This window comes from Providencia sp. UF-224, assembly GCF_058245955.1.
On record NZ_JBSICC010000004.1, the window covers coordinates 168,851 to 181,356 of the forward strand.

Annotated in this window: 6 protein-coding genes; 4 read left to right on the top strand and 2 right to left on the bottom strand. The window is 35.7% G+C overall.

Annotated features, from left to right (window positions below; translation table 11 throughout):
- The first annotated feature begins 171 nt into the window (after positions 1–171).
- Together AC4IFO_RS06150 and AC4IFO_RS06155 are read left to right on the top strand one after the other, a co-directional pair.
- A complete protein-coding gene (locus tag AC4IFO_RS06150) occupies positions 172–7,476 on the top strand; it encodes a C80 family cysteine peptidase (protein ID WP_490732708.1) in 7,305 nt (2,434 codons plus the stop codon).
- Between the two features lie 203 nt (positions 7,477–7,679).
- Positions 7,680–8,564 carry an ATP-binding protein gene (locus AC4IFO_RS06155; protein WP_490732710.1) on the top strand — a complete coding sequence of 295 codons (885 nt, stop codon included), beginning with the start codon at positions 7,680–7,682 and terminating at the stop codon, positions 8,562–8,564.
- Between the two features lie 32 nt (positions 8,565–8,596).
- Here the strand turns inward: AC4IFO_RS06155 and AC4IFO_RS06160 are convergent, their stop codons facing one another.
- Positions 8,597–9,487, bottom strand: coding sequence for an alpha/beta fold hydrolase (locus tag AC4IFO_RS06160; RefSeq protein WP_490732712.1), 891 nt, complete (start codon positions 9,485–9,487; stop codon positions 8,597–8,599).
- A 137-nt stretch (positions 9,488–9,624) separates the two neighbouring features.
- Positions 9,625–10,812, bottom strand: coding sequence for an MFS transporter (locus AC4IFO_RS06165; RefSeq protein ID WP_490732714.1), 1,188 nt, complete (start codon positions 10,810–10,812; stop codon positions 9,625–9,627).
- A 94-nt stretch (positions 10,813–10,906) separates the two neighbouring features.
- Here AC4IFO_RS06165 and AC4IFO_RS06170 point away from each other — a divergent pair, with 94 nt between their 5' ends.
- Complete coding sequence (locus tag AC4IFO_RS06170; protein WP_490732716.1) at positions 10,907–11,845, top strand: LysR family transcriptional regulator; 939 nt, start codon at positions 10,907–10,909, stop codon at positions 11,843–11,845.
- Between the two features lie 111 nt (positions 11,846–11,956).
- Positions 11,957–12,493, top strand: a complete 537-nt coding sequence (locus AC4IFO_RS06175; RefSeq protein WP_490732718.1) for a metallophosphoesterase — start codon at positions 11,957–11,959, stop codon at positions 12,491–12,493.
- The last annotated feature ends 13 nt before the right edge of the window (positions 12,494–12,506 follow it).

Below are 12,506 nucleotides of genomic sequence, written 5' to 3' on the forward strand. Positions count from 1 at the left end.
ATTTGATGGTTTTTTATTTAAATTTCCTGTTAGGTGGTAAAAGCAAATTAGTTATTTAAATAAATATTTAATAAGTAGTAAAACTTATTCCTAAAGTTTCAAAATAAAAACAGGAGTAAATTATTTTTTGTTAAAGTTAAATTTGCTTAATAAAACAAAAAAAGGATTTAAATGATGGGAAATAATATTTATTTGAATGAATTCAATAGCAATGATTTACGTACTCTAGAGCATATCTTAAGTGATAATTCCTTAGTAGGAGAACAATCAAAAATAACAATAAATATTGATTTTTGGACTAATCCAATGGATTTATTTAATTTATTAAAGGAAATAAATGGTGATGAGGTTGAAAATGAAAATAAATCTCAATATGAAAATAACATTATTATTCAAGTCGGTGAAGATAAAGCAGTCGCGACTTCAATCGCTAAATTAATTAAAAAATACAATAATAAAACCATCGTAATGCAATTTGATTTAAGTAGCCATCAATGGAAGGTTCTTCATGGTGATATTAATATCAAACCCGAAGGGAAAATACGCTGGATTACGGTAGGCCATGGTAAGTATCTAGGAAAAAACCAAGAAACACTTTTTGAAGGTTATGATTCAAAAGCGTTTGTTGATGCTGTTAAGTATTTAAAAAAAAATATATTAAAAAATCATCAGCCGGATAAAATTGTATTGGCAGGGTGTGAATTAGGGCGCGGGGGTCCGAGTGAAAATTTTGCGTTTCGTATGGGAGTTGAATTAGCTAAGCACGGAATATACGTGCCTATTGTTGGTTATAATCGAGAAATTTCCATAACGAAAATAGGTAAGAAGAAAGTTAGTACATCAGGTTTTTCTAGTGAAGTGGTTTCCACAAAGCTACATCGATTAGAAATACGAATAAATCCTGATGACCAACAAGTTTTTATTAATGATAAAATTGCAGCTTTATATTTTGTCGATGAGCTGAGAAATGGCGAATTAGAGATATGGCAGCTTATAAAAGATAGTAAGTCAACTGCGTTAGATATATTTAGAGAGAATGTGAATGATATTGATATTGAGCTAGTAAAAACAGTTGCATACAATGAGAGAGCATATGGCGTTTTCAATTCAAAACTTGTTGGTGACCTGACTAACTTTAAAAAGGAGCTTGTGGCAGAGCTCACTCATTTGGGGATTGTAGAGGCTCCTTTATGGCCAATGATAAATGTGAGTAAAAAAAATAATACAAATACCCAACAAGCTGGAGATTTAACTATTATTTTCCGGTCAGGCAATGGGTTAACGGGGAAAATATATGCTGAAAAGTTAGCATCTGCAGACCCTAATAATACCGTCGTGTTTCAGATAAACCCCAATACAATGCAGTTTTTTATTGAGTATGGAGACATAGAAAGTCTTGATACATTATCACCTCAGCAATGGGTTATCATTGATAACATTCGTTCTGAAGCTTCCTTCATGCAGAATCTAGCTAACTCAATTGATGTTGCTAAGCAGAGGTATCTACTTAAAAAACCTGAAAATATATCCATTTATTTAACAGATAAAAAAGCATTTTTAGATTTAAAGGATAAGTTTGAGTTTACAAAGCAGCTGGGAATAAGATTAAAAGAAAAGGGAATAAGTTCAAATGTTAATTTAGAAGTGTATTTTGATGATGTACGCAAGGTTATGTTTCTATTGGAAAACATAGCATTAAATAATGTTAAAAAAGAAGATATTAGTTTAGCTCGCTATACTTATTTAAAGGGTTATTTTACGTTAGAAGATGGCAGCATTGATTATGGGAAAATTAATATTGCAATTTATGACCCAATAGTGAGTAAAAAAATAAATCAATATTTTAGGGAGTCAACTGGACAGGAGGGCTTTGAAAGGTGGAATGCTAATTTTGAAGATGAGCCAAATGTTAGTGTTAAGCAACAAGCAAAAGAGCTAAAAGAAATTTTAAAATTTTTAAGCTTACAACCTGAAAGGATTAATTATTTAAGTAAACCTTCTGTTAATCGCTTGTCTGAATTATTTCCTGCAGAGGGAGGATTCAATCACTCCGATGTTCTTAAGCTAATTAACGATCCAGTTAATTTGGAGGATTATAACAGAGATATAGAAAACTTCTTAATGAGTTATGTTGAAATAAAAATGCCATACGGTGGTGGGAAATCACTAGGTGGGGAATTTAAATACATTTCTGATTTGAAAAATAAACAAAATATCAACTTCATAAAATTATTGGAAATAACAAAGGAAAACGAATCAAAAGCGACAGTGAAAAAAGTAGAACCGCCTATTATTTATGATGATAGTATTAATTTTTTATATATTCTAAGTGATTATGATTCATTGGACGAAGAGGGGAATAGTATAAAAAAACACTTGGAGTCATTAAAAAATTTAGTGCGAAAAGATGCTATAAATGAAGTGACGTTAGACGAGAAGTTTATACTTGACCAATATCGGGCGTTATACGAAAAACAAAGTGTTTTTTTAGAGTCGATGACAGAAAACACTGATAGTCAAACGCATACTGTAATGATAAATAATATAAAAAACGGTCAATTCATTTATTTTCAAGCTGATAATGAAGTTTATACAATAGTAAGTTATACCCGTAATGGGCAATTTTATATTTCATTATCTGATACGGCAGGTGTTGAAATTACAGTTAGTCATGCTGATTTAGCCATTGCGAAGGAAAGGTTATTAGACATATTTACACGATTTATTAGTAATGAGATAGAGTTGGATAATGAAAAATCGATTACAAAGGGAGATGTGACAGAGTTTAACCATAAAGTAGGCGATCAACTCTATGGTGAGGTGCAAATTATAAACACTAAAAATGCTCAATTTAAAAGCGCACGAGATACAATAGCTACAGAACTAGACTCCCTATTTAAGCCTGTTGAAATTTCGGTTATCGATGATTTTGAAATTATATTTGGTGAGCAACGCACAACACTAAAAAAGCTTAGAGATATAGGGGCAAATATAAATGGTGCCCCCTTAAATGCAAAGCATACCCAACAAAAAAATTGGCAAGATTATATCAATTTCGATGAGCAAAAGCTCAGTGTTAAGCTCGCAATGGTAAAGAATGAGACAGAATGTATTGAATTAACATCAATATTAGCAAATAGCTTAAGCGAATCAGATTATGAAAATTATATTTCTAATGGGACGACGATACAAAATCAAGCGCTGTTGAGAGAGCAACTTTCGATTATTAATAATGTGAAAATAAATGAATCTGCTATTTCTAAGGAGACAATTCATAAACTACAAAAAACAGGAATGAAGTTACCTATTTACAATAGAGTTGCTAACTCCGTCGGTCAAGGTATTGGGGGAACAGGAATATTTCTCACCATTAATAATGTATATCAACTAATCGATGAGTTAGACAACCCAAATCTGACAGAGCGAGAAAGGGCCGAGTTACAAAGGAACCTTGATTTAGCTTGTGCAAATGCCTTCTTTAATTATGGCGATATGGTGTTACAGCCAATTTTACTTAAGTTAGCTTATAAGCAGGCAGGGGCATTTAATGCATCAGGTAAAATTACAGCACGCATTACATTAATATTTAACTTAATAGGTATGGGATTGGATGTTTACCAAGCCTGTGAAGCATTTCGGCAGCTCGATAACATTACTAACTCAAAGGATCGGCAAGATCTTATTGTAAATGGGTCGCTATCAATAGCTAATATCGTTGTTGGTGGTATTACAGTGCTTGGAATATTGATAGGTTCATCTGCATTGCCTGTTGTTGGCTTAATTGTTGCAGGCGCTCTACTTATAGGGGGAATGATTTATACGGGGATACGCGCTGTTGAGAAAATAGAAGAAGAGCTGGGAGAGTCACTTCAATGGGATGAAAAAGCAAAAGAAGGGATCCGAGCTGCTCTAGGCTTCAAACCTTCAGATGATATTCTTAACCGATTTAGTCAGAAACAGCATATTGAATTTTATAAGAATGTAGATTGGCAACGTGATCTGGTTCTTTTTAAAAGTGCACTATTACATCAAGAGTTTGAGGAGCATTTACAGCTTATTTCAGTACCCATTCTCGATGTTAATGATAAATACTATATTAAATATTGGGCGAATAAAAATGTGATTCAGTCACAAGTTTTTGTTGGTGATAGTGCAGGTTCTATACTCGGTAATATAGATGTTGATGAAGTCGGCCCATGCTATACGATAGAACAGGTAAATTATATTCGAGATAATTTTTTCTATGACGGAGGAAATCACAGATGGGTTAAATCAACATCATCTACAGAAATTAACTATCTAAATTTTAACTGGCGATTTAGTTTGATTGATAAAGAAGCGCCATTTTCGTACAAAGAAATAGGTAAAAATGAAACTGACGATATACTCATATTGAATGAAAATTATGCTAGTGATTTTTTTGACTTATTTTTAATAAATGAAGGTATGCAAAACTATTATGATTCACATAAGGAGGCTAATATATTTGAACAGCTTAAGTTTTTATCTAATGGAGATTTGCGTTTCTTCCGTAGTAGGAATCAATATTCAAATACATCTCATCCGAGCTTTTCTCCTAATGAGGAGGTGCGAAGTATTGGGACTGAGTATATTAGCTCTCCTGATGAAATATTTAGGGAGCTTAGCAAAAAGAATAAAGAAATAGTTTTTGAGGGAATGCATAATCTCGGTTATAGCTTTGAACCCATAGAAAGAAGTAAAAACATAAGTCTAAACTTTGGGCGAGGAAAAGATATTATAATTGGCAAGAAAAACGCAAAGAATGCATTTATTTTTCATGGTGGAATGAAGTTTTTTGCAGGAGGAGATAAAGACGATATTGTTAGTATATATTTTAACAATGAGAAACCTAATAATCCAAAAAACAAGGTGTACTTTGATGGTGGTAAAGGGACAAATGGCATTATTATTAATGACATCCCTGAGTATAGTCAGATTGAAATCGATCTTAAAATAAATAATGGGAGCATTTATACTAATGGGGGAGAGGAAGATGAACTCTATTTGAAAAATGTAAATAACGTAACATTGAATGGGCAATATAATTCTATCTTTTCATTGTCCGGTAATGAAGAAAATAATGTTTTTGATATAAGAGGTGGTGAGTGTTTTGTCAGTGGCGGTGCAGGCAATGATAGGATGTATTTTGAATCCGGTATTGTGACAGGAGATGAAGGGGATGATACATACTTCTTAAGACGCTATGGTCAATCAGTAAATAAAACTATTTCAAAAGATGATGAAAACGATATTTTTCTTTCTGCGACAATAATTGAGAATAAAAAAGGTAAAAGTGCAGTTTATTTAGGCTATTCATTAAAGGAAATAAAAAATGTTTTTGTTGTTAATAATGACATAGTTGTGACTCTTAAAATAGAGAATACCCAAGCAGTTCAGGATGTTCAGTTTAATCTAACGCTTAAAAATGCCTATATTGGTACGGCCGAAAGTAGAATTAAACACCATGACTATCAATTAATTACACGTGATGGCTTTGTACTAACTAGTCAACTTAATGATATAAATGATAGTGAGCCAATGGTCTTAGGTCAGGGAATTTATACCGTTAATTATCAACGTAAATTTGATTTATCTGACAGAACACTTAAAGCAACGGTCAATGTCAACACTAATGAAAATATTATTGCTATAGATAATGATAGCTATTTAATAGGTAGTTGGGCAAGTGTAGGCTTTATAGAAAATAGTGCTGGGTTAGTCTATCATGGCAGCGATAAAAATGAAAAAATCGTTTTGTCCAACTTGGATAATAAAGTCATGGTTAGCAAGGGCACTGATATTTACCACGTTATAACAGATGATTTTAGCCCAGGGAAATTGGTTTTTGACTACTCTGAAGTGCAAGGGATTTATGCAAAAAATGATAGTATAACGATAAAATTTACGTCTATAAATGGTTATGATCTTAAAGTCGATAATAAAGTAATTTATTTGGGAAATAAGTTTGGAGATAGGCTATTAGAAATTGAATTTATCAATTATAATTCGATAAATTTTGACCAAATAAAAATAATCGATGAAAATAATGAGTTATTCAGGTTAGGTTACAATGGTGTAAGTATAATTATAGAAAATGGCAAAAATACAATTCCTACTAATGACTCTGATTATATTCACTTGCAACCTCATTATAAATTTTCTACAGAGATAGTCGATTCTCTAGTGGGCGATGATGTGATCTTCGATGAGAGTGGCCAAGGTAACATTATTAATGGTGGAGATGGTAATGATAAGATTATCGCCGTTAATGGTGAAAACACCTTATATGGTGGTGATGGGAATGATACTTTGTATGGAGGGGCTAAAAGCGACTTGTTACTTTCAGATTTAGGCAATGATATATTAGATGGAATGGAAGGGGATGATTATTATATCGTTGATGGAAATAAAGGTATTGGAGAAACCACGATTTGTGACAGTCAAGGTTTTAGCAATATTTATTTAATGAACTTTCAACAGGACTATGAAATTAGAACGATTAAAAATAATTTATATCATATTTATACATCTAATTCGAATCAGCGTATTGTTAGAATAAGAATCCCTAAAGAAAGAACAATGAGCCCAATGAAGATACACCATCATGAACAACTCCCAAACCATATGCCAAATTATGTTAATGAAAATATGAGTCATCTAGTTCGCTATCTTGCAGAGCAAAAATATTATGCTAAACGAATGAACCCGTTAATCCCTTATCATCCCTTTAATGAGTTTAAATCTAAATTTACCCACAACTTACCAGAAGAAATTTCTTTGACTGAAAGTTCAATACGCATTTCACCACAATCAAATCCATACCATCACGCTATTCATACGAGAGGGGCAGAACAAAAAGTCTGGGATTCAAGTGGACATGGGCGAGTATTTAAAGCAGAAGCCCAAAAGGGGTTGATATCCCTTCCTAATAGGAGTTTAGGCAATAATGTTTTATATGCAGCGCAGGGTGATACCAATTTATCCGCTGGTGGTGGTGATGATGTGTTTATCTCAAATGGGGTTAACGGTTTAATGACCGATGAAAGCGGTGAAAATTTATTTGTTATAAATGGTGATCTCCCAGGCTGGAATTCACTCTATAGTTTAGGTGGGGAGAATACGGTTTATTTGGTCAATTTTAAACATAATGTAACCCGAGAATCACCTGACCATATCAGTAATGCCACTCGCTATATTTATGAGTCAGAAAACGGACGAACAGTTAAAATATTTCAATATCCGAATACACAGGCCCCAACAATTATTCATCAACGATGGGATATTGAAGAGAATACAGACAGTGTTTCACAAAAATTAGAGTATTTAGTGAACACATTAGCGTCGTTACGTATGCAAGATGAAACGCAGAGTATTGCTAACAGCAATCATGGTGATATTTCAGTGAAATGGGAGCCCGTAAAATTGGTTAAAGGCTACCTAAATCATATGGGGTAATTTGCAAACCTAGAATCTACATGAACTATTGTATTAACCCCGTAATAAACATTTTACAGTTTTTGAGTACATTGTTTGGTTTAAATCATCTTTATAGACAGTAAGTTGCAGTAAACTTACTGTCTATTTAATGCTAAAATTTCCCATGGATTTCACGCATACATTTTTACGGTCATTGTTTGCCATATAAGGAGGGCTAAGTAATGAAACGTTTTATGAATCTAGAGCTTCCTCCTGAACCCATCATTAATAGCAACTGTGTGAGAAAGCGCCTTAAAAACAGTATTTGTGACAATTGTGCAGCCAGTTGCCCAGTAAATGCTATCTCATTTAGTCACATGGATGCCAAAATTGATAATGAACTTTGTTTCCAGTGTGGCAACTGTCTTTTTTCTTGTCCAGTTGATGCGATAGAAAATATTGCGCCACATGAACGTACCTATCAACAGGATTACTTAGTGGTCAACCATGATGAGCCTGTTGCAACGACGGAAGAACTTATTGTTTGGCATAAACAATACCAAATTCGAGGTATTCAAATTGCGGAGCCATTGGTCGATAAATGGCTACCCACCTTAGCCGCACTTAATCTTAAATTAAAAACACTGCAACAGCCTGTTTGGCAACTGCGAATTGAACAACCTCCGGTGGTGGATAGTGGGCGCCGTATGATGTTGTTTCGTCAAAAATTAGACCAAAAACCACTGGATAAAGGGCAGGTAAAAACAGGGCTCAATGCACGGAAACAATTTTACCCAGAAGACAGTTGGTTTCAGATTTCACTCGATAGCGGAAGCTGCATTTTGTGTGGGGCATGCGCGAAGGTGTGCGATGAAAATGCGATACAAATTGGTGATAATCAGTTTGTTTTAGATGAAAAACGCTGTACGGGGTGCATGAGTTGCCAAGTGGTGTGTTTTCCAAAATCCATTCACGTTCATGGGCACACGGCCAAACATAGTGAGCCAACCGTATTTCACTACTATGATGCAAAATGCCACACCTGTCATTTACCGTTTTTTTCTTGGGAAGAAGGCGTGCAAACCTGCCCAATATGCTCGCAGCATAAAAAACAAGGGTGGCTATAGAAAAAAGGTGCTATCAAGAGCACCTTTTTCAGTTAGTTGCTGACCGAATTTAAATTTTCAATCACTAATTTTGCAACCTGCGGGTTAATGGCAGGGGGCGTTTCATGTCCCATTCCTTCGATAATGGCTATTTTTGCGTTTGAGATGCTATTTGCAATATCTTGACCTGCCTCCACCGGGAATAACGGGTCAATTGAGCCATGGATAACCAATGTTGGGACATTGATTTGACTCAGATATGGCCGCATATCCCCAGTCACAGCAACTGCAACAATTTGGCGTTTAGTACCTTCCGGTGAATAATTTCGCGAAAGCGCTTGCTGCACATAATCGCGGTAATAGGCTTCATCAAATGGGCAACAACTTGAGCTAATACGACGATAAAACGCAAGTTGTCCAGCCAGATAACCTTCGAAATCTTCATTGGGGTTCGCACCCGAACTCATCAACATTTGCATCACATCAGGGGCACTTTGCGGTAAATTTGGGTTCCCTGTTGAAGACATAATTGGGCACAATGTTAATGTACGTTCAGGGTATTTTGCTGCAAATAATTGGGCAATCATTCCACCCATTGAACGGCCAATAATATGTGTTTTATCAATTGATAAGCTCTCTAATAAACGCACAATATCATCCACCATTTCGAATAACGTATATGCAATATCAAATGGTTGGCCTGTTTGCATTTTTTGAATCAATTCCCCTAGGTTAATTGGTGGAAAATGATCCATATGAGGAGATAAACCTGCATCACGGTTATCAATTCGAACGATATAGAAACCCGCATCAGCGATTTGTTGGCAAAAATCAGTTGTCCAACTAATGTTATGACCGCCTAGACCGGGTACTAATACAACGGCAGGGTTCTCTGGAGTGCCAAATGAATCATAAAAAAGTGAAATAGGTTGCTTGGTTGTCATTTTTTTTCCATTGAATTGAATGTTGTGCTATTTATGCCGCCATAGTGTAGCAAATGCGAGCCCCAAAAATGCACAAAGGTTGCCAAGATAAAACTTTAGCGTCATTGCTGTTATTTTACAGAAAATAACACAGTTTATTATCTAGCCGGTATAAATCGGCTAAATACCAGCACGATAAGTGAAAAAGTTAGCAAAACCAAAGCAATAAGTAAGTTCATATTTAGCGAGTAGGCAGAAACAATAAGGCTGCCCAAGGCTGATCCTAACGCGATTCCGCCATTGAAGAATGCAATATATAGGGCGCTTGTGATCTCAATTTGTGAAATGCTATATCCGATCATCCAATTCATTAATGAAACTGATACCCCGCCGTACGCCACACCCCAAAGTGCGATGACAAAATAGCTCACAAAAACGGTTAACGGCAAATATGCAAATAAGATTAGACTAATGATAATTAAGCTAATTATCCAAAAAATGGAAAGCCTGATATTTCGACTGGAGGCCATTCCAAAGATAAAATTACCTAAAATCCCTGTAATACCATAAATAAGCAGGGCAAAACTGATTTGATTACTATCTAAATTAAAATGTGCAATTAATAATGGGCGAATATAAGTGAACACCATAAAGTGACCCGCGACTAATAACAGCGTGATTAGCAGGCCAGCGGTGATAATCGGGCGTTTTAGTTGTTGCGTAAAAGCGGATTTTACTGCGACTGAATCTGTGGGGAGTTTAGGTAAATAAATAGCCATCAATAAAATTAAAAGCAATGATATCCCCCCCATAAAGAGAAATGCGCTACGCCAATTCCATATGCCACCCATAAAAACACCAAGTGGGATCCCCATAACAGATGCTGCCGCAACACCACCAAAAATCAGTGACGTGGCAAAACCAATATGCTGTTTTTTCACTAAACGAGGGGCAATTCCACCAGCAATAACCCAAATAATACCAATACAGACTCCAACAAGTATTCGGCTGGCAAATAGTAACCAAAAATAGGGCGTGATGGCGGCTAAAAAATTACACACCATTAGTAAGCTAGCCCCAAAGATGAGCAGAAATTTCCGGTCTATTTGCTTAGCAAACAAAATAATGAAAGGGGAGCTGAGCGCTGCGACTATTGCGGGTAAAGCCATTAGCAAACCGCTTAACCCCACGGAAACAGAGAACTGTTCTGAAATTGGTGTCAGCAAGCCGACAGGGAGCATTTCAGTGGTGACAACAATAAAGGTTGCGAGGGTAAGAGAGATAACGGCCATCCATGAGCGAACTGGATGAACCGATGATACATTTTCAACAGAATTAAGTGGCATGGTGTTCTTACCGATAAAATAATGAGTTGAAAAAGCTTATAGGGGACGATATATAAGATAAATGATCTATTTGGATTAACATTTGGGAAAAAACGTGGTCAATAAAGTATCATCATCAATAGATAACTTGCTTGATTTAAAAGTATTTGTTGATGTTGTGGAAACATATAGCTTTACTCAATCGGCAGAACGGCTCGCGTTATCGCGCTCTGCAGTTGGCAAATGTATCGCACGCTTAGAAAATCGTTTACAGACGCGTTTATTTAATAGAACAACGAGAAGTATTCATTTAAGTGATGAGGGGCAGGTTGTTTATGGATCTGCGCTAAAAATATTACAAGAAATTGAAAATGTTGAAAATATTCTTAGCCAAGGGCAACAGCAGCCTCGGGGCTTATTAAGGATTACGGTTCCCGTGGTTTTTGGTAAGCGTTTTATTATGCCGCTTGTGCATGATTATTTAGCACGCTGGCCAGAGATTGAGGTCGATATTGATTTTTCTGATGATTACTGCGATATCGTCAAAGACGGTTTTGATATCGCTATTCGTATTGGCGGTAATGATGATAATCGCTTGGTTCGTAAAGTGCTCGCACCACACCGTTTCATTACTTGCGCCTCACCACAGTATCTTCAGAAATTTGGTTACCCAACAACGTTGCAAGCGCTGGAGCAGCACAATACATTGATTTTTCGCCATCGCGGTTTGAATGTGCCTTGGCAATTTAAATTGGGCTCAGCGGTACAAAATCTCATGCCAAAAGGGCGACTTGTGCTAAATGATACGGAAGCTATTTTAAATGCAGCATTACAGGGGCATGGTATTTGCCAGTTAGGTGCGTTCTTGGTGGGGGAGCACATCGCGCAAGGAAATTTAATCCCCATTTTAACTGAATTTTCGAAACAGGAGGCGCCAATCTGCGCGTTATACCCAACAAAACGTTATTTGCCACCGAAAGTGCGCCAATTTTTACAGCTGTTTGATGAACATTGGCAAGGGCGTGCTATTTGGGATCAAAATGAGAGCAGTTAAGATGATTTTTCAGCCTATTCTGTAAAGCAATTAAAAATCATTGGGATATGATAGGCATCAAGCAATTCGTTGCTTAAGAATATTTTTTAACAACAGATTTTTAGGTTTTATATGATTTACTTTATTTCAGATACCCATTTTTGCCATTCTAATATTATCAACCTTTGTGATCGCCCGTTCAAAAGTACCAGTCATATGAATGATACGCTAATTCATAACTGGAATGCTTATGTGACAGACCATGATGAAATCTACATCTTGGGGGATTTTTTATACAAAGGTAATGGCGCAGATGCGAATAAAATTTTGCGTCGGTTATCGGGCAAAAAATACCTTATTCGTGGTAACCATGACAAGTTTTTAGATGACCCTGATTTTGACGCATCCCTGTTTGAATGGGTGAGAAGCTATTATGAATTGGATTACCAAAAACAAAAAATTGTTTTATTTCATTATCCTATTTTAGAGTGGCAAGGTTTTTTTCGTGATGCGATACACTTATATGGTCATGTACATAACTCAGGTAAAGACCCAGAGCAACGTAAGCGTCTAGATATTTTAGGGCCTCGTGCGATTAATGTTGGCGTTGATGTGAATGATTTTTTCCCGATTAGTATTAAAACCATTTTAAAACGCGCAAATAGTTAACTTACAAACAATA

Coding starts and splice junctions, on each gene's coding strand:
- AC4IFO_RS06150 (WP_490732708.1), top strand. CDS start 172: ATGATGGGAAATAATATTTATTTGAATGAATTCAATAGCAATGATTTA.
- AC4IFO_RS06155 (WP_490732710.1), top strand. CDS start 7,680: ATGAAACGTTTTATGAATCTAGAGCTTCCTCCTGAACCCATCATTAAT.
- AC4IFO_RS06160 (WP_490732712.1), bottom strand. CDS start 9,487: ATGACAACCAAGCAACCTATTTCACTTTTTTATGATTCATTTGGCACT.
- AC4IFO_RS06165 (WP_490732714.1), bottom strand. CDS start 10,812: ATGCCACTTAATTCTGTTGAAAATGTATCATCGGTTCATCCAGTTCGC.
- AC4IFO_RS06175 (WP_490732718.1), top strand. CDS start 11,957: ATGATTTACTTTATTTCAGATACCCATTTTTGCCATTCTAATATTATC.